The organism is Dehalobacter sp. TeCB1, from assembly GCF_001707455.1.
Lineage (GTDB): Bacteria > Bacillota > Desulfitobacteriia > Desulfitobacteriales > Syntrophobotulaceae > Dehalobacter > Dehalobacter restrictus.
Genome location: NZ_MCHF01000041.1, coordinates 1 through 21,126 on the forward strand (window position 1 = coordinate 1; position 21,126 = coordinate 21,126).

Annotated in this window: 19 protein-coding genes and 1 pseudogene; 17 read left to right on the plus strand and 3 right to left on the minus strand. The window is 45.1% G+C overall.

The window, feature by feature from the left end:
* Window positions 1-302: 302 nt before the first annotated feature.
* The gene (locus A7D23_RS10530) at window positions 303-1,724 is read right to left on the minus strand and encodes a hypothetical protein (RefSeq protein ID WP_025205235.1); all 1,422 of its coding nucleotides are present in this window, start codon (window positions 1,722-1,724) and stop codon (window positions 303-305) included.
* Window positions 1,725-1,891: 167 nt separating this feature from the next.
* The gene (locus A7D23_RS10535) at window positions 1,892-5,173 is read right to left on the minus strand and encodes a DEAD/DEAH box helicase (RefSeq protein WP_025205236.1); all 3,282 of its coding nucleotides are present in this window, start codon (window positions 5,171-5,173) and stop codon (window positions 1,892-1,894) included.
* 216 nt (window positions 5,174-5,389) lie between these two features.
* Here A7D23_RS10535 and A7D23_RS10540 point away from each other — a divergent pair, with 216 nt between their 5' ends.
* The 8 genes from A7D23_RS10540 (at window position 5,390) to A7D23_RS10575 (ending at window position 10,293) form a co-directional block, all read left to right on the plus strand.
* Window positions 5,390-5,713, plus strand: a complete 324-nt coding sequence (locus A7D23_RS10540; protein ID WP_015044541.1) for a heavy metal-binding domain-containing protein — start codon at window positions 5,390-5,392, stop codon at window positions 5,711-5,713.
* Window position 5,714: 1 nt separating this feature from the next.
* Window positions 5,715-5,951 carry a hypothetical protein gene (locus A7D23_RS10545; RefSeq protein WP_025205237.1) on the plus strand — a complete coding sequence of 79 codons (237 nt, stop codon included), beginning with the start codon at window positions 5,715-5,717 and terminating at the stop codon, window positions 5,949-5,951.
* Window positions 5,952-6,297: 346 nt separating this feature from the next.
* Window positions 6,298-7,437 carry a hypothetical protein gene (locus A7D23_RS10550; protein WP_025205238.1) on the plus strand — a complete coding sequence of 380 codons (1,140 nt, stop codon included), beginning with the start codon at window positions 6,298-6,300 and terminating at the stop codon, window positions 7,435-7,437.
* A gap of 135 nt (window positions 7,438-7,572) precedes the next feature.
* Entirely contained in the window at window positions 7,573-7,860 is a 288-nt protein-coding gene (locus A7D23_RS10555; protein ID WP_019225700.1) for a type II toxin-antitoxin system Phd/YefM family antitoxin, read from the plus strand.
* Window positions 7,857-8,186: a type II toxin-antitoxin system RelE/ParE family toxin gene (locus tag A7D23_RS10560; protein ID WP_025205239.1), complete on the plus strand. Its 330-nt coding sequence runs from the start codon at window positions 7,857-7,859 to the stop codon at window positions 8,184-8,186. The genes A7D23_RS10555 and A7D23_RS10560 overlap by 4 nt, the downstream gene beginning before the upstream one ends.
* A 269-nt stretch (window positions 8,187-8,455) precedes the next feature.
* Window positions 8,456-9,265: an SDR family oxidoreductase gene (locus A7D23_RS10565; protein WP_025205240.1), complete on the plus strand. Its 810-nt coding sequence runs from the start codon at window positions 8,456-8,458 to the stop codon at window positions 9,263-9,265.
* Window positions 9,266-9,453: 188 nt separating this feature from the next.
* Window positions 9,454-9,774: a PadR family transcriptional regulator gene (locus tag A7D23_RS10570; RefSeq protein WP_019225693.1), complete on the plus strand. Its 321-nt coding sequence runs from the start codon at window positions 9,454-9,456 to the stop codon at window positions 9,772-9,774.
* A gap of 3 nt (window positions 9,775-9,777) precedes the next feature.
* Window positions 9,778-10,293 (plus strand): DUF2812 domain-containing protein, encoded by a 516-nt coding sequence (locus tag A7D23_RS10575; RefSeq protein WP_025205241.1) that lies wholly within the window; start codon window positions 9,778-9,780, stop codon window positions 10,291-10,293.
* Window positions 10,294-10,401: 108 nt separating this feature from the next.
* On the opposite strand, the gene A7D23_RS10580 is transcribed toward A7D23_RS10575, so the two are convergent.
* Window positions 10,402-10,716: a demethoxyubiquinone hydroxylase family protein gene (locus A7D23_RS10580; RefSeq protein WP_019225691.1), complete on the minus strand. Its 315-nt coding sequence runs from the start codon at window positions 10,714-10,716 to the stop codon at window positions 10,402-10,404.
* A 146-nt stretch (window positions 10,717-10,862) separates the two neighbouring features.
* Here A7D23_RS10580 and A7D23_RS10585 point away from each other — a divergent pair, with 146 nt between their 5' ends.
* The 9 genes and pseudogenes from A7D23_RS10585 (at window position 10,863) to A7D23_RS10630 (ending at window position 21,064) form a co-directional block, all read left to right on the plus strand.
* The gene (locus A7D23_RS10585) at window positions 10,863-12,125 is read left to right on the plus strand and encodes a DUF5050 domain-containing protein (RefSeq protein ID WP_025205242.1); all 1,263 of its coding nucleotides are present in this window, start codon (window positions 10,863-10,865) and stop codon (window positions 12,123-12,125) included.
* A 516-nt stretch (window positions 12,126-12,641) separates the two neighbouring features.
* Entirely contained in the window at window positions 12,642-13,370 is a 729-nt protein-coding gene (locus A7D23_RS10595; RefSeq protein ID WP_019225688.1) for an AAA family ATPase, read from the plus strand.
* 175 nt (window positions 13,371-13,545) lie between these two features.
* Window positions 13,546-15,063, plus strand: coding sequence for a cell wall-binding repeat-containing protein (locus tag A7D23_RS10600; RefSeq protein WP_025205243.1), 1,518 nt, complete (start codon window positions 13,546-13,548; stop codon window positions 15,061-15,063).
* A gap of 328 nt (window positions 15,064-15,391) precedes the next feature.
* Window positions 15,392-16,325: pseudogene (locus tag A7D23_RS10605) on the plus strand (DUF1848 domain-containing protein).
* 143 nt (window positions 16,326-16,468) lie between these two features.
* Complete coding sequence (locus A7D23_RS10610) at window positions 16,469-17,383, plus strand: helix-turn-helix domain-containing protein (RefSeq protein WP_019225686.1); 915 nt, start codon at window positions 16,469-16,471, stop codon at window positions 17,381-17,383.
* Window positions 17,384-17,756: 373 nt separating this feature from the next.
* Complete coding sequence (locus A7D23_RS15885) at window positions 17,757-17,957, plus strand: hypothetical protein (protein ID WP_141690667.1); 201 nt, start codon at window positions 17,757-17,759, stop codon at window positions 17,955-17,957.
* A gap of 95 nt (window positions 17,958-18,052) precedes the next feature.
* Window positions 18,053-18,355: a hypothetical protein gene (locus A7D23_RS10620; protein ID WP_025205244.1), complete on the plus strand. Its 303-nt coding sequence runs from the start codon at window positions 18,053-18,055 to the stop codon at window positions 18,353-18,355.
* Between the two features lie 102 nt (window positions 18,356-18,457).
* Window positions 18,458-18,886 carry a pyridoxamine 5'-phosphate oxidase family protein gene (locus tag A7D23_RS10625; RefSeq protein ID WP_019225683.1) on the plus strand — a complete coding sequence of 143 codons (429 nt, stop codon included), beginning with the start codon at window positions 18,458-18,460 and terminating at the stop codon, window positions 18,884-18,886.
* 147 nt (window positions 18,887-19,033) lie between these two features.
* Window positions 19,034-21,064 carry a cell wall-binding repeat-containing protein gene (locus A7D23_RS10630; RefSeq protein ID WP_019225682.1) on the plus strand — a complete coding sequence of 677 codons (2,031 nt, stop codon included), beginning with the start codon at window positions 19,034-19,036 and terminating at the stop codon, window positions 21,062-21,064.
* Window positions 21,065-21,126 lie beyond the last annotated feature (62 nt).

Genomic DNA, 21,126 nt, shown 5'->3' on the forward strand with positions numbered 1-21,126 from the left:
ATTTAGTTGCATAACTAAATTATACAGTATTTGCGGGCTCTTTGAGCCCGCTTTTGCTATTTCTCACGCAATAAAAGTAGGGCTATTGCCCACGAACGGTTACGTTCGTTGTGCAACAGCCCCTTTTATTATCAATAATTTTTATTTTTAAGCTATTATTTGTCAGTTCATCTCTCATGGATAGCTTGCCAAGTATTATCCATACGCTCATCCCCCTGCTCCTAGGATCTATCATATCACCGTATGAATACTTCTACAGAACTGATTTTTCCATTTATAACCATTTAAGCAAAAATATCTCTTTAGCGGAACCAAACTTCACAACCATCAAAGGGGTTGGCGGTTCCTAAATTCAAGTGCCCGTTTGCTGTTTTAAACAAGATCCTTGCACCGTAGTTATGCGGATTTCCCAAACCGTTTAAGGTAATTGGAGCCCAATGAATGCCATCCTTGGACTTAAACAAATCAAATCCATTAAATGGATAGATTGCATCGCCTACTGTAAGCAGCACGCTAAGAATGATTCGCAGAAGTTCTTCTAGAAATCCGGGTAAATTTAGAATTGCAGGAATGATAGCGGGAACGAGCGGTTTAAGGAGTACAGACCAGTCAAATGTGCCCAGGAAGAATTCCCCATTGTATTCTTCCAGCTGCCAGCAGTATAAATTAAAGGGATTTCCTAACCCCGAGGGTTTATGGCTTAATGCTTTGCCCCGTGTGCCCGTGGTGGGGTTGGTAGGCTTTTTAGCCTTGCCCCCGATTACCAGCTGCCAATGATCCTGCGCGTCTATCCTCACCAGGTCAAAGGGTTTAAATGCGGAGAGATTCATCGGCTGTTGCGCAAGAAGAGGGAACATAATGGCGCCAACATATAAATAATCTTTAAACGCTCCAAGTGTTAAGGGAATAATATTAAGCGCATCACCGGCTCCCTTGTCGATCACCAATTTCCATTCATTAATGATGGGTCCTGTGCCTTCAGTTCTCCAAAGTTCAAATCCTTCCACCAGATTAGAGGTAGCGGCATAAAGGTGTCCTTTAAAGCTTGCCATCATCATTACTTGCCCGCTTGGGTTTTTACCTTGGATAAATCCCGGGTTGCTTGGATCCCCTGTAACCTGCTCCCATCTGCCATTTGGAAAGTGAACGGTAGGAGGGATATATTCATAAATCAGAGCAGTTAGAGTTTGAGAGATCTCATCTACAGTTGACATATAGAGTTTTTCGTTGGTATGAATCACCATTGCCCTTGTGGAAGTACCGTTAAGATTATCATTGGGTATTTCAAGCCAGGACAATCCATCTGTGGACCTAAATGTCCTTACCTTACCCTGACAATACCCACCAACATAAAGCGCCGTTTGACCATTCAGGTCGGTATAACGGATCATATACCGAAAACCTTGGATAATATTGAAATCAGCTGGAGCTTTAAAAACTTTCTCCCAACCGGCATGGGGAAGCGCTTTGTTATAACGCCAGATTTCTGCTCTGTTATCGACAACCTCAGGGGTTAGCTCCTTCGGGATTTCGAAATCCCCCAATATTCCTGCATTCTTAATAGTCAGGAGAATGTTATAGAGAATATTTCTTCCGGTCCCTACATAGAGATATTCTCCCATCTCAGCCATTGACCAGGCATAATTGTTTTGCATGGCGTTGTTGGGATTTGTATCAAAACCGTTTCGGGGAGTTATTTTTTGGAAACCATATTTATTGAACACATAATCACCCTCCAAAAATTAGGACAGACTTTTTCCTGGTACATCATATGAACATTGTCCAGTTCTGACACAGAAATTTTTTTGAAAGGAGTCAGGGTGACTTAGCGTCAAATTGTGCGTATAATCCTCCTACCAATCAGGTTGTTTAACAAAAAAATAGAGAGTTATTAGTCAAAATCAAACAGCGCATTGAGCTCCTGTTCTGTTAGCTTGGACAACATCGTTTCTCCGGGCTGGATGACGGAATCGATCAGCTTTTTCTTCTTGGCCTGCAAGGCGTTGACTTTTTCTTCGATGGTCCCTTGGGTCAAAAGCTTGATGACCTGAACCGAATTATTTTGCCCGATCCGGTGCGCGCGGTCCGTAGCCTGGTCTTCAACGGCCGGATTCCACCAGGGGTCAAAATGAATGACAGTATCGGCGCCCGTCAGGTTAAGGCCCATCCCACCTGCTCTTAAAGAAATAAGAAAGACCTTGCCTTGACCGTCATTGAAGGCTTGGGCCATTTGAGTTCTTTCCAGAGCCTTGGTAGAACCGCTCAGGTAAAAGTGCGTGATCTTATGTTGATTAAGGTCATTCTGAATCAGATCCAGCATCGAAGTAAACTGGGAAAAGACCAGAATCCGATGGCCGGCGTTCAGCGATTCTGTCAAAATCTCCTGAAACAACAGCATCTTGCCGCTTCCCCCCGTATAATTTTCAATAAACATTGCCGGGTGGGAGCAGATTTGCCGCAAGCGGGTTAAGGCTGCCAGTATTTTAATCTGGCTTTTGGCAAAACCTGAGACAGCCAGTTCCTCAGCAAGCTGACGTTTCGTTTGCTGGAGGTAGGCCAGGTAGATTTTTCGTTGCTCATCTGTCAAAGCAGCTTTGATCTCCGTTTCAATTTTGGGAGGCAGTTCTTTTAGGACATCAACTTTCAGTCTGCGCAGGATGAACGGCTTGATCTGCCTGCTCAATTCCTGAAGAGATTCCGTGTCTCCTTTCGACACGGGCAGGGCGTATTTCTTGTGAAATTCCTGGTGGCTAGGCAGATAGCCGGGCATAATGAAATGAAAGATGGACCAGAGCTCCGACAGGGAATTTTCAATGGGTGTTCCGGTTAGAGCAAAATATCCTTTGGCTTGAATTTTCTGGACAGACTTGGCATTGAGGGTTTGCGGATTCTTGATGTTTTGGGCCTCATCCAAAAAACAATAGGAGAATGCCAACTTGGAAAATTGCTCAATATCACGGCGCAGTACGGCATAAGAAACGACAACAAGATCAGCTGGCGTAATCCGGCTGATTTGTTCCTGCCTCTCGGCAGGCTGCCCATCGATGACGAGCACATGTAGGTCAGGCGTAAATTTCTCTGCTTCACTTTGCCAGTTGTAGACCAGGGAAGTCGGCGCGATGACTAAAAACGGTAATAAAGAGGAGGGATTTTGGGCGGCAGTGAGCTTTTCCGATAGAACGAAGGCTAAAACCTGCAGGGTTTTGCCGAGACCCATGTCATCGGCAAGGATACCGCCCAGACCATAGGAAGCAAGCGTCTTCAGCCATTTAAAACCTGTTTTCTGGTAATCACGCAGCACCTGCTGCAGCGGCAGCGGAGGATCATATTCCCCGTCCTGGGGTTCCAGGATGCTTTGGACCAGTTGTTTGAAAGCTTTATTGCGTTGGATTCCAGAAAGTTCGGCCTGCCTGAGGAAGCTGTCAATGTACAGGGCCCGGAACTTCGGGAGGTGAAGCGTTTGGTTGGTTAAATCCTGCCCCTTCAGATCCAGGTGATCGAGAAGTTTGCTCATGGCTTCCAGGTCATGCTGCTGCAAATCAAGAAATGAGCCGTCACGCAGGCGGTAGTATTTCTTCTTCATCTGCAGGGATTGAAAGATATCAGCTAATTCCCCCGGATCAATATCACCGCAGGTAAAAGAGACTTCCAGCATATCCAGGGATTCATCCAGACGAATCCGGCCGGAAAAGGTGGCGGAAGTTTGAATTTTCAATCGGAAATCATCGGAATAGTAGGTTTCCGCCAAATCTTGAAGCTCCGAAAATCCCTTGACGGTAAAATCAAAGATCTTCTCGTCATCCTCCAGACTGATTTTGCCTTCAGATACGATAAAATCAGCCTGTTCAAAGATATTCAGAATTTTTCTTTCCTGCTCAAGATCCCGGATCAGGATTTGATCATCACCTGGCGCAGTCCGGAAGCCCCCGCGTGAAGAAAACGGATTAATCGAGATCTCCCCGTAATGAAATTCCAGGCGGGCTGTAACTCCGTTTTCTCCGGCCCGGTCAAAATAGATCTTCGGCTGCAAATCCTCACGGATAAATCTATCTGCAAGTGTTGGCTCTACGCGGACTGTCGCAATTTTTTGCATCAACGGGAGGGCTTCTGAAGCAAACCGGTCTTTTTGCGCCGCAGTAAACAGAATGCCTGGACGCTGCTTGCCGTTCAGGGCTTTGAGCAGGTTGGGCAGGAATTCCGTTTGCTCCTGAGAGACCTGATAAATCTGCCGGTTGTAAAGATAATATCTCCCATCTGCGGTTAACGGGACAGGCAGTTCATTTTGCAGCAACAGAAGGATATTTTGTTCTTCGGCCTCAACGGAAAAGTCTAGCGGGATATCCTTCCGTCTGATATTTACAGTCAGAAATTCGGTTGTTTCATAGCCGTTGGCAAAACCGGCATGCAGGGAAAAAGGCTTTGATCCCAGCGCATCCAATAATTTGCTCAAATAGTAAGTGCTGAGTACAAACGGTTTTTGACTGAACGGAGAAGCTGTATAGGCAAAATTGGAGACATTCCTGATTTCCTGGAAAGCTTCATATTGGGCCAGCATATCCTGGAGCATGGCGATCAAAGGCGCGTCAGTTTCTTTGAATTTGTGACGGGTCGGATCATAGGTGAATTTTGCCCCAAAGTCCAGAGAATGCTCATTTTTTACGGCAAGTAAAAAATCCTTTAAGTTTTTAACAACATAAGGACGCTTTAGGCCTACTTTCAGCTGGAGCTGGGCACTTATTTTGCGAAAAACCGTACTGAGCTGAAGTCCCACCTCGAGGTTCAGCTCTTCCAGCGGATTCTCCTGCTTGCGGTCGGAGATGAAGGTCATGAACTCACTGCCGGCCTTGATGGAATCCGAAAATGAAGACTGTATGGCAGAAAGTTTTTGCCGTGCAGTTTTTAAAACTGCGACGACATGTTTACAGGCCCCGGGATATTCGGCGTAGGCCGGACAAGTGCAATGAGCGGAGCTCACGGTCCCGCTCTGATTTAACACGATACGGACATCGTAGTGCCAATTGCCGGCGACAATCGCTTTGATGGCCCTTTGCTCAGGGTCAAAATTAAAGTTGCTTACTTTCCGGCTCTGCGCATAAATGACACCGAGCTCGTAAGATTTTCGGTTGGAGGCAAGGGCTTGAATCTCCCTTTCTGTGACGTTGAATAAGGCCATGAAAGGAACTCCTTTGAGGATTAATGGTGTGCAATAATCCTAGAATACCATAAAACAGAGGAAATATCATTTTAACGGCAGGTGTTCCGGTTGGCATTTTTAGCAGATATCTTGGAACAGCTGTTTATTAATAGAATGGATTGAGTCAAAAATTGCAAAAATAATTGTAAGCTGGCTACAAGATCTGTAAAATAAAAATAAAAAGGGAGTGACAGTATGTTAATCGTTACGACCGAAAATATCAAAGGTTACAAAGTAACGGATGTTAAAGGACAGGTGTTCGGTCTCGTTGTTCGCAGCCGGGGATTGGGCGGGAATATCATAGCTGGGCTGCGCAGTCTTATCGGCGGGGAAATCCATGAATATACCGCCCTGCTTGAAGATACCCGTAAACAGGCGATAGACCGTATGGTCAAGAATGCCCAGGCGATGGGAGCAAACGCTGTGGTGATGATGAGGTTTGATTCCAGCGAAATTGGACAGACCATGAGTGAGATTGTAGCCTTTGGAACCGCGGTTGTGGTGGAGAAAGAAGCTTAAGATGAGAATAACGGCTGAAATCTATATATTATTGGAAGTGGGGATATTTCTTATCATTGCCTTCTGTTCATGGTTTATTTGGGATAAACGCTATCGAAAGAATCATGGAAACGATATACCCAAAGGGTATATGGCTACGGATGAGGTTTTTATCGACCCAGTGAACGGTAAGAAATTTAAAGTTTATTATGAACCGGAAACCGGTAATCGGTTTTACAAAGAGGTTAAAGAGGAATGATGACCATTGAGTTTTTATGGATTAGGCAGGGCTTTTTGGGGATTTCAAACTAAGCCCTAACAGCCCAGCCAGCGCTGGTTTTTTTGATCGACCAGGTAACCGAAAACCGGCTGCAAAACAGATGATGTAAGGGTAAACGCCGAAACCAAAAAAGCGCCCTTGCTTATCCCCAATCCGGCAACCACTAAAAACGGCAGCAGTGTTTGAATAAAATTACTTGCCTTTTGGCTGTTTGCGGACCCGCTGGCGGAGGCAGGAAAATGGTGTTTTGCTAGATATCAAAACAAGGAAAATTTGGTATAATTAAGAACTAAGGAAGAAAAAGAAAGGGAGGTTTCAAAAGATTTTGAGCAGGAAAGTAAAAAGCCGGAGAGTCATCACATTCTCCCTGGTGCTTGTAAGCATCATCCTGCTTAGCGGATTGGTGGCTTGCAGTTCAGGCGGCACGGGCACTGAAGAAACGGTCCAAGACCAGGTGGACTCCACCGGAAACACTTTAAGCGATATCAAAACAAAACTCAACAAGGCAAATATTTATGGAGCTACTGTTTCTCCCGACAACGGGTTTGTCGCTTATATCCAGGGTAATTCGGAACTTTGGGAGGGACAGCTCTACCTTTGGCAGGTTGGCAGCAGTGAGCCGAAGCTTATTCCGAGAGTAAACGACAGGATCTGCAAACTATTATGGTCGCCGAACAGCAGCTATCTGTTTGTCGATATCGGGACTTCTGTACAGCGCGAAGGAATCATCGTTAGCGCCCGGGAAGACAAATCGATCGGGGATTTTGGTTACACCGGCGGGCCGTGCTGGTCGCCGGACTCCAAATGGGTGGCCGTCGGGATGGTTAACAGCAGTATCCAACCTGTTACGCCCACGGAATTAAACGGGGTCCAAGACCTGGTCCTTTACAATATCCAGACCAAGGAGAAAAAGGTGATCGTCAAAGCAACGAGCGAGTACGATTTTGTGCCGAGGGAATGGCTTGCAAATGGAAATCTTGAGTATGATAAATATTATTATAGGGGCCAAGCCATGGAAAAGTTGATTTATTCAGCTAAGCCGGACACCGCTTCAGCTCCTGAAGTTTCGAATGCCTCGGCATCGGCGCCGGCGACTCGTGCATATTTTGGAATCTGGATTATTAAGAAAGAAATTCCAACCCCCAATGTCACCTGCTTAAGCCAGGAGCAAATCGACGGCTATCTCGGCCAGGAGATCGCAGTGAACGATAAGCAAGTCGTCACAAGTAAAGGAACGATCAAAAATCCTGTTTATCAGGAAAACATCTGGACAAATACCGACCTTTACAACAATTGGCGGATGCAGTTCAGCAGTCTGGGAGTCACGGACGATACGGTAACGGAAATCGAGATCGCCAATTATCAGAATGATACGGAAAACGGAATTGGCTCGGGTTTTATTCTTACAAACGACAAACGGCTGTATACCAATATTGGCGGTGTTCTTTTTGAGTTAGGGAAATAAACAACATCAGAAAATTATGCCCGTTTTGACTTATTAGAAAAGGAAATAAAGCTGTTTGTACGGCTAATGATTAAGATTTCTTGACTAACCGGACTAAATTTAGTACTATATTTGTACAGGGGGTGATTCGTTTCTATGAACATTAAGGATGATATTCGGCCGATTTCTTATATTAAAGCCAATGCAGCTGAGGTACTGGATCAAGTGAACGAGTCCCGCAGGCCGGTTTATGTAACCCAAAATGGAGAAGCCAAAGCTGTTTTATTGGATACGGAGTCTTACGAAAAAATGAAAAATACGCTTGGGCTGCTAAAATTGTTGACGCAAGGGGAAAGTGACATCGTTAACGGAAATGTTTTATCTCAGGATGACTTTTTTTTGAGTATGGATCATCATCTTCTTGAGCAGGACGAGCAACGATGAATATTAAAAAATATCAGGTTTTTTGGACCAAAACCGCTCAGCAGGATTTAAAAAAAATAATAGAGTATATTGCGATCGACAGTACAATCAATGCGGGAAAGGTCTATACAGACATCAAAGAAAAATCCGAAAATTTATACCTATTACCCCTCCAGGGAAGGATTGTTCCGGAATTGAATTATTTCGGAATTTTGATTTATCGGGAATTAATAATCCCTCCATGGCGGCTGATTTATAAGATTGAAGAAAATAAAGTATGGATACTTGCAGTAATCGACGGAAGAAGAAATGTTGAGGACATATTGCTGGACAGGTTTATCGGATAGCTTTCTTCATCCTCAATGCTGTCCGTTGGTAACAAGGGCAAAAACTAACTATAAGCCGTAGATGAAGTGGGTATGCTATCCTTCATCGCGGCTTTTTCTCGCCTTAACTGGTTAATCAGGGATATAAAAAGAAAAGATGAAAGATAAAAATCAATTGCTTCACTGCAGCGTCCCGCAAAATTAATGAATGGTGTGATCGCAGCACGGTTCGCGGAATGAATACTGCTTTTTTGGGAGAAAATGAAGGGAAAACAAAAGGAGAAACCTTTATGACAGAAGCAATCATTCCGCAGCCGACTTTCCCTGCTCAGCACCAGAATTTTCAGCCCGGACTGGAAACATTAATGAACCCGAGTCCTGCCTTTGAGGATCCCAACTATCAGCCGGGAGGCAAACTCCGGGGAAAAGTTGCCCTGATCAGCGGAGGGGACAGTGGGATCGGCAGGGCCGTTGCTATTCTTTATGCCAAAGAAAGAATAGAACAGCTTGGCCGTCGCTGCCTCCTGATCGCAGGGGATGTCGCCGACGAGATGTTCTGCAATCAAGCCGTCCGGGAAACGATCCAAACCTTTGGTCATCTGGATATCTTGGTCAATAATGCCGGGGAGCAGCATCCCCAGAACTCTATTCTGGATATCACTTCCGAACAGTTGGAAAGAACATTCAGGACAAACATCTTTGCTATGTTTTACCTGACCCGCGCCGCATTGCCTCATCTCCAAAAAGGCGCTGCGGTTATCAATACAGCTTCGATTACCGCCTATCAAGGTGAAGTCCGTTTAATTGATTACGCTTCTTCAAAAGGCGCAGTCGTATCTTTTACGCGGTCTTTGTCCGAATCCTTAGCCAAACAGGGCATCAGGGTCAACGGCGTAGCCCCCGGCCCGATCTGGACTCCGCTTATTCCCGCTTCTTTCAGCGCAGAGGAAGTCCGTACATTCGGCAGTACGAACCCGATGCAGCGTGCCGGCCAGCCAGTGGAGCTTGCTCCTGCCTATCTTTTTCTGGCCAGTGCCGATTCCGCCTATATGTCGGGGCAAATCCTGCATATCAACGGCGGAACGATCATCAATAATTAGAAGAAGCGAGGTTATAGGCCTGTTCGCTTTGCAATACAGTTTTAAGCAGGCGGCTTAACAAAATGCTGCGTGTTTCCGTGGAAAAGTGTCCACGGGATTTTTTTTATCAGGGGGCAAAAGATATTGACAGATATATCGGCTGATGATATATTATATATCGTTAGAAGATATATCGGAGGATGATTGGTTTGGACAATAATACACCTTTGACAGAAGCCTTGTTTTATATCTTATTGGCGGTACGCACACCGAATCATGGCTATGGGATTATTCAGGATATCGGTGAAATGACCGGCGGAAGAGTCACATTAGGACCGGGGACCTTATACGGGGCGATTAATTCCATGCTTTCAAAGGGGTGGATCTGTTTATACAGTGAGGATAAGGAATCCAGAAAGAAAAAAGAATATCTTCTGACGAGCCGGGGTGCGGAAGTCTTTCATAACGAAGTCCAAAGGCTGAATGAACTTGTCAAGAATGCAAAAAAGATGGATGAGGGGCGGATCTAAAAGATGATAAAATTCAAATGGTATTATGACAAAGATGCCGAACAGGATTGGCTTCAAAAAATGTCTTTGGAAGGATGGGCCTTTAAAAAATTCTTCCTTGGATTTTATACGTTTGAACCCTGCGACCCTGGTGAGTACAATTATCAGATCGATTTACTGGATAAATGGGACGGGGACAAGGCTGATTATGCATCTTTCATGGAGGATACCGGCGTAGAAGTCGTCGGTCAGTGGTTCAGATGGGTCTTTTTACGGAAAAAGGCTGCGGACGGGCCATTCGAGATGTATACGGATGTCCAATCCAAAATCATGCAATACAGTAAGATCAAGCGTTTTTTCACCGTCTTTTTGGCCATAGAGATCATCTGCTTCTTGGTGGAGTTGATGGCAGCCTTTGAAAGCGGCGAGGTTCTCTTTGGGGCTTTTACAGTGTTACTTGGGATTATTGCTATAGCGATGTTAAAGATCGTATGGAAATGCCAGTGGAAAATTGAGCAGTTAAAACGTGAGGAAATATGAAGAAGTGACAGCCTTGGGACAAGGCTGTTTTTTTATGACAAGCGCTGATAGCATGGGAAAAATAAAGGAGAACAAATTTATTTGGAGAATTTTACTAAAATAAAGTCCTTATTGCATAGGGGCCTGAAAATTTTGAGATTGCTGTTGTTGTACGGCTTGTCTTCCCTTTTCTATAGACGTCAAGTCCTTTGGACTAATCATGGCTAGCAACTGTTCTAATTCTCCGACGTGTTGTCTTTCTTCATCAGCAATATGATGGAGAACCTTTTTTACTCTCTCATCATTTGTTGCCATAGCATGAGATTCATAGCCGATAATTGCTTCGTACTCCCCTGCAATATCAACCCGAAGGGCCTGAGCCAACTCCTCATTGGACATCTGCTTAGGGACATTCGCTACAAATGGGTTTCCAAGTAAGGCCATAAGATCATATCCTTCCTATGAAAATGAGTTTATCTTATAGTCTGCCTGTTTATGAAAGCAGTAATCAGGTATTTATTGGTAACGAGTACGGCAGCCAGCAACGAAGGTGAGTAAATATAAAAAATAATAGGTTTTGGGGAGATAAGATGAATGTGCACCGGATGAAAAAAAAGAAATATGGGTGGGTTTGCCTTGCGCTAATCCTTCTGCTGGTGTCAGGCTGCGTTGCGCAGCCTGGGTCTTCCACAGGTCCTGCCGGTGCTGCTGAACCATCTCCGGCAACTGAAAACACCGGCAACCAAGGAGACATAGCGCCGGGGCTACAGGAGACCGGAGCTTCAAGTGAGAATAGTGCAGCTATCTCGGATGAAAAAAGCGACAGCATGCACAGCGGGAAGTTTTTCGCCAAGAACGGCAACATCCTGATTTATTATGCCGAACTGCAGGATGGGATCTATATGGTGGATACCGCAAAGAATACAGTACGGCGACTGGTGAAGACCCACTCCGTGCATAAGCTCTACTTTGACGGCACCTACGTCTACTATATGCCCTACTATTATCTGGGACGGGGTATTTACCGGGTTGACCTTAAGGGAAACACAGAAAAGATCTGTACGAACTCTTCGCTGCAACTGTGGCTGACAGAAGATAAGATCTATTTTACCGATCAGATCGGCTTTGACGATATTAACCAGACCCCGCGCGGAAATTTGTGTACGATGAATAAAGACGGCACCAACATCCAGATTTTGATCAAGAACGTCGGCAATTACTTTTCCATTCAGGACGAATGGATTTATTACACCCACTTGAGTAACAGGGACCTTTACCGGGCGGTCTTGGACGGGAGCCGCAGTGAATGTCTGGCCCAAGGGCGCACCTATATCACTGCTGCCGACAATGACTACCTGATTTATACGGATTACGAAGACGGTGAAACGCAGCATTTGCTGAATAACCGGACCGGCGAAAATATTATCCTTGGACAGTTTGGAGGAGGCTCCCGTTATAACGGTCAATTCTACATTGTGACTGAAGAGCGGGGTCCGAATGGTATTCCTTCTTCCACAGGCTGGTCGGTCTTCCGGGTCGATCAAAAAGCAGGAAAAGCTGTGAAACTTGCTTTCCTGGAAATGGACCGGTTTGGACTCGATGGTATGAGCTATGTGTATGGTGATTGGCTCTATTTTTACACGATGGATGGCGGGCCCACTGGTCAAAGGGGGACATACCGGGTAAAATGGCCTTGTGATGATTATGAAGCCGAGTATCTCGTCGACGGATATCTTTTTTATTTGGACGGCTATGGCTATTATATTGAGGAAGACGAGAATGCCCAGCCCCCTACTTTTGCCCGGATCAATCTGCAAACCGGGGAAGTCAGCCGCTGGTCGTTTCAGGAATAGGCAGAACCCGATGGTAGTGTAGCCATCGCCAAACCTTATCCAAACCCATGCAATATGTGCTGGAGAAAAAAGCAATTAGGAACGGTAAGCTAAAGGTCTGGCAAGCAATCCGGGAAATGATTACCGATGGGGATACGGCTAAATTTATGAAGAACAGCACGGAGCGTTTTCAATTCTATTTCGATGAAAAGACAAATAAGATTGTTTTTCTTGAGCACGTTCGGCTGTAGCTGATGGCTAATATTTTAACAAATATATTAGAACTGAACCAAATTTACCGAGAAGACTTCAGAATTGTAGGTATGTTTATTTATTGGATTATGAATTACTCATCGTTATCAAGGAACTCAAACTAATATTGTGCAAGATTGGTGATCCCGTACATGTAATCGCCAATTCTGGTTCGGGGTCATTATTTTGTTTCAACAGACGATTTTGATTGAGGGTATCTTAAATTAACCGGAAACCGGAGGAAGTCAATGAGCCGCTAGATCAAATCGTTAAGGAGGTAGAATAATGGAATTCAACAGCCTTAACCAGTACATACGCTATATTGAATTAGACAGGGAGCGTGTCCCCTCCTTTACGGAATACCCCTTTCATTTACCTGCCATCAAGAACTTAGACAGGTTGTCTTTTCACCCCAAAGTAACGTACATAGTCGGTGAAAATGGTTCGGGAAAATCAACAATTTTAGAATCGATCGCGGTTGCATTTGGTTTTAATGCGGAAGGCGGGACAAAGAATTTCAATTTCACTTCCAGAGCGACGCATTCAGACTTAAATCAATATATCAAAATTATTAAAGGAGCCAAAAGACCTAGAGATGGTTTCTTCTTTAGAGCAGAGAGCTTTTATAATTTTGCGTCCAATGTTGAAGATTTAATGTTGGAGGGGGCCTATGGCGGAAGGTCGTTGCATGAACAGTCGCATGGCGAGTCATTTTTCGCGGTTTTTCAGAATAGGTTTTGTCGGGAGAGTATCTATATTCTAGATGAACCGGAAGCGGCGTTATCCCCTTCACGGCAAATGTCGATGCTGACAAGGATTCATGAACTGATCAACGAAGGATCTCAGTTTATCATTGCAACGCATTCCCCGATCATCTTGGCCTACCCGGATGCCTTGATCTATCAGATTCGTGACGGATTCGAGCAGGTACGCTATGAAGAGACGGAGCATTATCAAATCACGCGTTCTTTCTTAAATAACACGAAAAAAATGCTTGATATTTTATTGAAATAATTAAAATTATTCGAATGCTCATTTGTTCATTGCCAAACATTGCTAATATCTTTTCCTGTAATTTCAGAAGGAAATAAAACATGTTTTAATATATAATTTTCCTTGGTGTTATTTTTTTATATCTTATCCATTATCCACCAGATATCTTACTTACTATTTTTAGGAGGAAGAAAGAATGAGCTTTCGAAAAAATTGGCTGAAGTTCCTGCTTTCAATGGCACTGGTGTTCACAATCACAATTCCTGCGATGCCTTTACAAGCATATGCTGCCCAGGCAGTAGAAAATAAAAGACTTGCAGGGGATAGCAGGACGCTAACTGCGATTGAAATCTCCAAGGAGGGATGGACTGCAGGTTCAAATGCCGTTATCCTTGTCCGTGATAACAATTTTCCAGATGCGTTAGCCGGTGCTGTCCTGGCGGCAGCCTATGATGCCCCGATACTTTTAACGAACAGTCAATCACTCTCTCCTGACACTGCGTTGGAGATCGAACGACTCCAAGCGCAAACGATCTATATCCTTGGCGGTACCGGTGCGGTATCCGCAGCGATTGAAGAGGATCTGTCTGCGGACTATACGGTCGAGCGTATCACAGGCGGCAATCGTTATGAGACTTCAGCGAATATTGCCAAATATCTGCAAGACAATCATAAACTGTTGACGAAAAAGGCTGTCATCGCCTATGCACAGAATTTCCCGGATGCCTTGGCGATCTCATCCTGGGCAGCGCAAAACGGTGTACCGATTCTGTTATCCGAAACAAATTCTCTACCAGCAGCGACAAGCGAAGCTTTAACTACACTGCAAGTAACCGATACGATTATTACTGGCGGGACTGGCGTCATCAGTGCGCAAGTCGAATCCAAACTTCCGGATCCAACCCGTTATGGCGGAAATAATCGTTATGAAACAGCAGTCAACATTATTAATGGCCTTGGTCAAGCGACGGATACCCTCTTTGTTGCCACAGGGCTAAATTTCCCCGATGCCTTAGCTGGTTCCGCGTTAGCTGCAAAACAAGGAAAAGCCATTCTGCTCGTCGGTAACGGCATTGATCCTTCCGTAGAAACTTTTTTAGCAGGTAAGGTAGGACAAATCAATAAAATTTATTCTGTCGGCGGTACCAGTGTTGTGAAGCCATTGGTCCTGAATCAGATCTATTCTTGTATCGTTTTGGAGCAACCCGCCGAAGCATTTGCCAACGCGATGAACGCGATCAAAGCACTGGATCAGGATACCGTTGACCGGTATTTCAGCTACGATGGACTCATGAATTCTGATGAATCGACCAGCACCACGATCACCGATGAAAATATTGCCTCTTTCTTCACCAAACTCGATTACAACATTGTGTCTTCAGCCATAAACGGTGATACGGCAACCGTGACAGCGGAAATCACCAATACCGATTTCGCGGCCGTCTTGGATGCTTACCTCGATGCGGTCATGAAATTGGCGATTGAACAGGGATTATTGCCTGAAGAGGAACAATTAAGTGATGAAGAAGCTGAACAGGCGATACAGGAGCTACTGTTTGACGCCATTGCCAATGAGGACCAGACAACAACAGTCACAATCGAAGTGAATCTTGTGAAGAATAATAATAGTTGGACAATTACCATGGATGACGAATTTGCAGATGCGATCCTGGGTGGATTCATCAGTGCATTTGAAGATCTTCTGAAAGAATAAATAAGCAGTAAATAAAGAATGGCGGCCATTTGGACGCCATTCTTTTTTATAAACTCATTACTGCCAAAAACAATCCAATGTGAAAGTAAGCGGTTTCTAAAAAACGTTAAATAAAAAGGAATAAAAAGGAATAGAAAGATAGATATAGAAATATTAAACATTAATGTAATGGATTAATGGAATTAGAATGAGTTGGGGGATGCGCACGTTGAAAAAACAGATTAATAAATTGCTTTGTCTGGGATTAATTCTGATGATGCTTCTTGTTATGTCATCCTGCGCTCAAAAGTCTGAGGGTTTTGCGTAATCTGAAAAAGGAAAACCGACAATGATCATAAGTGTAAGCAGGCGAACAGATATCCCGGCATATTATGCAAAATGGTTTTACCGTCGCCTAAAGGAAAAGTCTGTTCTTGTCCGTAACCCGATGAATATTCACCTAATCAGTAAAATTGACCTTTCGCCGGATGTCGTTGACGGTATTGTTTTCTGGACGAAAAATCCGGCACCGATGCTTGAACGGTTGGACGAGCTGAGAGCCTACACCTATTATTTTCAGTTTACCCTTAATGCCTACGGAAAAGATATTGAACCGAACGTACCATCAAAAAATGATATTGTTATTCCGACATTTCAAAAACTGTCTCAAAGAATTGGCAAGGACAAGGTGATTTGGCGGTACGATCCGATTCTGTTCAATACGGATTATACAACGGCGTATCATCTTAAGTTTTTTAAGTCGCTTGCAGTAAAGCTCGCCGGTTACACGGAAAAATGCACGGTCAGTTTTTTAGACTTTTACCAAAATACAGAGCGGAACCTTCGGACATGCAATATCATCAAACCGACAACCGATCAGAAAGTGGAATTAATGCAGCGGTTTGCAGAGACCAAAACAGTTCGGAATGGATATGGATACCTGTGCGGAGGATATTGACTGCGGAAAATTTGGCATCCGTCAGGCGCATTGTATTGATAAAGAGCGCTTTGAACGTTTAGGCGGATATTATCTAAACGTTGAGAAAGACAAAAACCAGCGGCTGGAATGCGGTTGTGTTACAAGCGTTGACATCGGGGCTTATAATACCTGTAAAAACGGATGTCTGTACTGCTATGCGAATTTCAGCCCGAACGCTGTTCAGAAAAATGATGCTGCGCATCATCCGGAATCCCCATTGCTGTTTGGCGGTGTCGGCGAAAATGATGTGGTAAAGACCCGTGATATTAAATCGTGCCGCAATTGTCAGTTCGAATTGTTTTAGGGTTGGGAAAAAGTCCATACCTTAGAGTTTCATTGCAATTTATTGTAAAGAGGAAAAGAAAATTGGGCGGTGCTTCACAATCGCAAAAGAAGTCAAGAAAAAAATAAGCATATTTGTTATCCTTTGAACTGGCAGGTGAGAACATGGAAAACTGGGAAAAAATTAAGGCAGTACAGCGGATGCAGGAGTATATCGATGAACACTTGACCGAACCCATTACCCTGCATTCTCTGGCCCGGGCGGCGGGGTATTCGCCCTGGCATTCAGCTAGAATGTTTAAGGAGCTGATCGGAAAAGCACCGTTTGAATACATCCGGGCTTTGAGGTTATCCCAGGCAGCTGTTACACTGAAGGACAGGGATCGGAAAATCATTGATGTTGCTTTCGACTTCGTCTTTGATTCCCATGAAGGATTCACCCGGGCCTTTTCTAAAGAATTCGGAATTACGCCCAAAACGTACAGCCAAAACAAAGAAACGGCATCTCTTAAACTTTTCATACCCGGCTATGTCCGTGATTATTACCTGACGAAACAAAAAGGAGAGAGCAATATGTCTGATCATTCTCAGTCAAACACGGTCTTTGTACAAGTGGTGGAACGTTCCGCCCGGAAACTGATCTTCAAAAGCGGCTTAAAAGCGACCCATTATTTTGAATACTGCGAAGAAGTAGGGTGTGCTGTCTGGGAACAGCTTTCTGCAATTAAAGAAGCCATCTATGAACCCATTGGGATGTGGCTGCCGGACAATTTGCGCCGGCCGGATACGTCGCTTTATGCCCAAGGGGTTGAGGTTCCGGCGGATTATACAGGGGAAATTCCGGATGGTTACGAGAGCATGAACCTGTCGCCGTGCAAGATGATGGTTTTTCAGGGTCAGCCTTTTGATGATCCAAAATTTGGCGAGGCGATCGAAGAATTATGGGAAGTCATGAAAAGTTACAATCCGGAAATCTATGGTTTTCAGTGGGCGGACGAGGACGGCCCGCGATTCCAGCTGGCGCCCATGGGCTACAGAGGGTATATCGAGGCCAGGCCAGTCAGAGAATTGAAAAAATAGGTTTCACAAGGCGGGAATTCAAGCTGGAGCGATTCGTTTCGTTCCGGCTTTTTGTTTTGTTTCCCGCTAATCTTTGAGTATAATATAGGCAAAGAAGGAAAAAAACGAAAAAGAGGATAACCTGTTATCAGTATCTGTCCATTAAAAAGGTATTTGCGAAGGATTAATGAAGGTAAACTCAACTATTTATTTATATTCTTTTCCGGAGAGTGAAATCTTGAATGACAAAGAATAAAAAGAGCATATAAGATTGGAGCCGCAATATCATCTAGGGAAAAACCTATATATAATCGAGAAATCCCAATATTTTGGTTCTAAACTGGTACTAAAGGGAATTATACATATTGTACACACACAAATGGGGTGGTATAATATGGATATAAAAAAAGGTAAAGTGATAGTCTTTAAAAAAGGAGGGGAAACAATGAGTGCGGTAAGAGTTAACGCAACTCCCGAGATTAAAGGAAAATTTGCTGAAGAAATAATGGCTGAGGTAAGAAAAAAACCTTCCCCTCAAGCGATAGAACGTAATAAAAAGGCACATGGTCTTCTTTTAAAACTACGGAAGAATTAAAAGGAGCATTTAATGAGTAGGAAAAGTATATATGACCATCAAAATATCATTCAACTGATTGAATTAACAGAAGGATATCGGTTGAATGATTTTTGTTGGCTGTCAAAATAGGTCATCTTGCGGTTGATAAGAAATATAAGGAAATCTATACGAATATTGGGTCTCTAATGGTTGAATTAGCCCGCGGTATTTGTATAGAAATACGAACTCATGGGGTAGCCTGCCGCTTTATTACAGTCGATGCTGATGTGGAAAACGATCAAGATGTTTGTGATTTTTATATTAAAAATGGCTTTAAATTTAATGAAAGTTATCAAAATCATAAGAGAAAGAACCCCAGTTTACGATTAGATATTGACGGGGATATAGAAGAAGTCAAATTTCAGCAATCAGGATAATTTTCATAGGATAATCTAGGAGGGACAGCCCTTCTTATTTACTAAAAATACGATAAATATACGTTTTCTTTAAAAAAATGAAAATCTAAAGGAGGTACTGAAATGGATTTTAAGGATTGTATGCAATTTATTATGGAGAGTCAGGCGACCTGTACCCTGTGTACGGTCGAGGGGGACCAGCCCCGGGGCAGGGGAATGATTCCTTTGTGGGTGAAAGATGACGGAATCTATTTTACGACTGCCGCTTCTAAGAATTTGTATAAACAACTGCGCACCAATTCCAAGGTGGAACTTTGTTTTGTCACCTCGCAGCCCATCAAGCATTTACGGGTAATGGGCGATGTGGAGTTTGTTGAGGATTCCGCTTTAAGGGAAAAGGCCCTGGAAGAAAGGCCTTTTCTCAAGGCCCTTGGTTTTGATACCTCGAATAATCCGAACTTTATTCTTTTCCGGGTAGTCAACGGGGAAGCCCATTTCTGGACCTGGGGAGACAATCTCAAGGAAGCGGACATACCGAGGATCAAATTCTAGACCGTTAGAATATTATTTTTGATTTGTCCGTTCAAACGCGCATGACAAGCACATAGGCTGTTGACATGCCGTTTTTTTATGGGGTAGAATTCAAATAATGGGAATCAGCGCAAAGAATCCTGAGAAGATCTGAAAGGAGAACAGGGATTGGTAAAGAGATTATGGGTTGCGATTTCGATTTTTACCCTGGTGCTGGTGGGTTGGCAGGCACCGACGGTTTGGGCCGACTCAAGCTCGGTGACGAGCGCCGACAAGTCCGTCAGTATTGCCGGTCAATCCACCACAATTAAGGCGGTGCGCGCCGATCTGAATGATCCCAATATCCGTGTGCTTTCCGTGCCGGCAGGCAAAGTCGGCGATGTTAAGCCCTTCGAGCAGATCATCGGCAGCATAGACAAAAACAAGTATGAAGTATTGGCGGCAGTCAACGGCGCGTTCTTTGAGGCCTACAATGAAGGCAAGAAGCCCATAAACGGGACCTTGGTACATAACGGGGCGACGATGCACTATGAAACCAGCAGCATGATAGGTTTCGGCAGCGCCGGCGAAGCGCAGCTTGATAGGGTGGCCTTCAGGCAGTACGTCTATGTCGACGTTACCGGAGGCAATTACCTTTATAAACAACTCTTTTACTTACGCAACTGGAATGTCATCAGGCCAGCCGGCTACACAGGTTATCGCGAGGCGATCATCACCCCGGATTACGGTACGGAAACCGGGAATACCGATATGGTCTGTGTGGTGGTACGCAATGTCAAAGACGTGACGGGTAGCGTTTATACAGCGGGCGGTGCGAAAGTTCTGCAGAAAGGTACGGTTACAGCTATCAGCCAGGGCAATACGGCCATTCCGGCTGATGGATTTTTATTGTTGATGCCGACTAGCAGCGCCTACCGCCAGCTATTCCATGTTGGATCGACGATTGATTTTGTGCGGCAAGTATGGAATAGCCGCACAAATACGGATGATACGGCTGATTGGATCAATTTGACCAACATCACCGGTTGCGGCCCGAGCCTCATCTTGGATGGACAGGTGACTGCCGATCCGGTCGGTGAGGGCTGGAACGACCCGAAACTCACCACGGCTGCCGGCAATCGTTCGTTCATCGGGCTGACGACCGACAAACAATTGGTTTTCGGTACCACGCCGGGTCTTACGATCAAAAATTTGGCTCAGGTTGCCCAGGCGTATAACCTAACAGACGCCATGAATTTAGACGGCGGCGCCTCCAGCGCCCTGTGGCTGGGCGGCAGGACCATAACGCCCGCCGGACGGGAGCTTTCCAATATCATCGCCGTCGTACGGCTGAAAGTTTCCGAGCCGGCCATGCCGGCGAGTGGAATCACTGCGGACAGAACCATTAACGGGGGCAGTACACCGGCTACCTCGGTAAAAGTGTCCCAAGAAGGATGGATAAAGGCTGATTCAGTGGTCGTCGTCCCCGGAGAAAACAACCATTTGATCGACGCCCTGGCAGCAGCACCCTTGGCCGGCCAGGAGCAGGCGCCGATCCTTATGGTGGAAGGTGGCGTCCCGACGGCCGAAGTGATTGGTGAGATAAAACGGCTGGGAGCAAAAAGAGCTTACTGCATCGGCTTCCAAGCGGATGTCGTGTCTGGAAAATTGAAAGCAGCCATCCCCGATCTCGAGGCAAAAGTGCTGCAGGGGGAAGGGCGCGCGGAGACGGCGAACCTGGTAGGAGACGAAATTGCTGATCCACGTGGGGTATTCCTCGTAGGTTTTGATGCTCTGGCCGACGCCGTGAGTGCCGGGCCCTACGCGGCAGCCAACGGATGGCTAATCCGCATAACGGACGGAGCCGGTGTCTATCATCCCGAAGCTTGGAGTTTACTAAAGGCTGGACTAGACGCCAATAATTTGGTTATCTTGGGCGGCACGTCCAGAGTCCAGGATACAAACGGATTCCGCCGCATGTCCGGCGTGGATCGCTACGTGACCAACCAGGATTTTAACGAGAAGATGGGACTTAATACCAGCAAGGTTTACTTTGCTGACGGTTACTCTTTGGCCGCGGCTCTGATGGTTGCACCGTTGGCTGCCCAGAACAATTGTCCGATTGTCCTGGCGGAAAAGAACGATCCGAACCAAGCCAGGTTTCCCGCCGGAGTCACTAACGACGCTACTGTTATCGGCATCGGCTCGCCTGCCCGTTAACCCGGGAGATCGTTGATAAGTGGGAATTTTATATAACACGATCATTGATTGGATGGAGGGGA

Coding starts and splice junctions, on each gene's coding strand:
- A7D23_RS10535 (WP_025205236.1), bottom strand. CDS start 5,173: ATGGCCTTATTCAACGTCACAGAAAGGGAGATTCAAGCCCTTGCCTCC.
- A7D23_RS10540 (WP_015044541.1), top strand. CDS start 5,390: ATGTTAATCGTTACGACCGAAAATATCAAAGGTTACAAAGTAACGGAT.
- A7D23_RS10545 (WP_025205237.1), top strand. CDS start 5,715: ATGAGAATAACGGCTGAAATCTATATATTATTGGAAGTGGGGATATTT.
- A7D23_RS10555 (WP_019225700.1), top strand. CDS start 7,573: ATGAACATTAAGGATGATATTCGGCCGATTTCTTATATTAAAGCCAAT.
- A7D23_RS10560 (WP_025205239.1), top strand. CDS start 7,857: ATGAATATTAAAAAATATCAGGTTTTTTGGACCAAAACCGCTCAGCAG.
- A7D23_RS10565 (WP_025205240.1), top strand. CDS start 8,456: ATGACAGAAGCAATCATTCCGCAGCCGACTTTCCCTGCTCAGCACCAG.
- A7D23_RS10575 (WP_025205241.1), top strand. CDS start 9,778: ATGATAAAATTCAAATGGTATTATGACAAAGATGCCGAACAGGATTGG.
- A7D23_RS10580 (WP_019225691.1), bottom strand. CDS start 10,716: ATGGCCTTACTTGGAAACCCATTTGTAGCGAATGTCCCTAAGCAGATG.
- A7D23_RS10585 (WP_025205242.1), top strand. CDS start 10,863: ATGAATGTGCACCGGATGAAAAAAAAGAAATATGGGTGGGTTTGCCTT.
- A7D23_RS10595 (WP_019225688.1), top strand. CDS start 12,642: ATGGAATTCAACAGCCTTAACCAGTACATACGCTATATTGAATTAGAC.
- A7D23_RS10600 (WP_025205243.1), top strand. CDS start 13,546: ATGAGCTTTCGAAAAAATTGGCTGAAGTTCCTGCTTTCAATGGCACTG.
- A7D23_RS10610 (WP_019225686.1), top strand. CDS start 16,469: ATGGAAAACTGGGAAAAAATTAAGGCAGTACAGCGGATGCAGGAGTAT.
- A7D23_RS15885 (WP_141690667.1), top strand. CDS start 17,757: ATGGATATAAAAAAAGGTAAAGTGATAGTCTTTAAAAAAGGAGGGGAA.
- A7D23_RS10625 (WP_019225683.1), top strand. CDS start 18,458: ATGGATTTTAAGGATTGTATGCAATTTATTATGGAGAGTCAGGCGACC.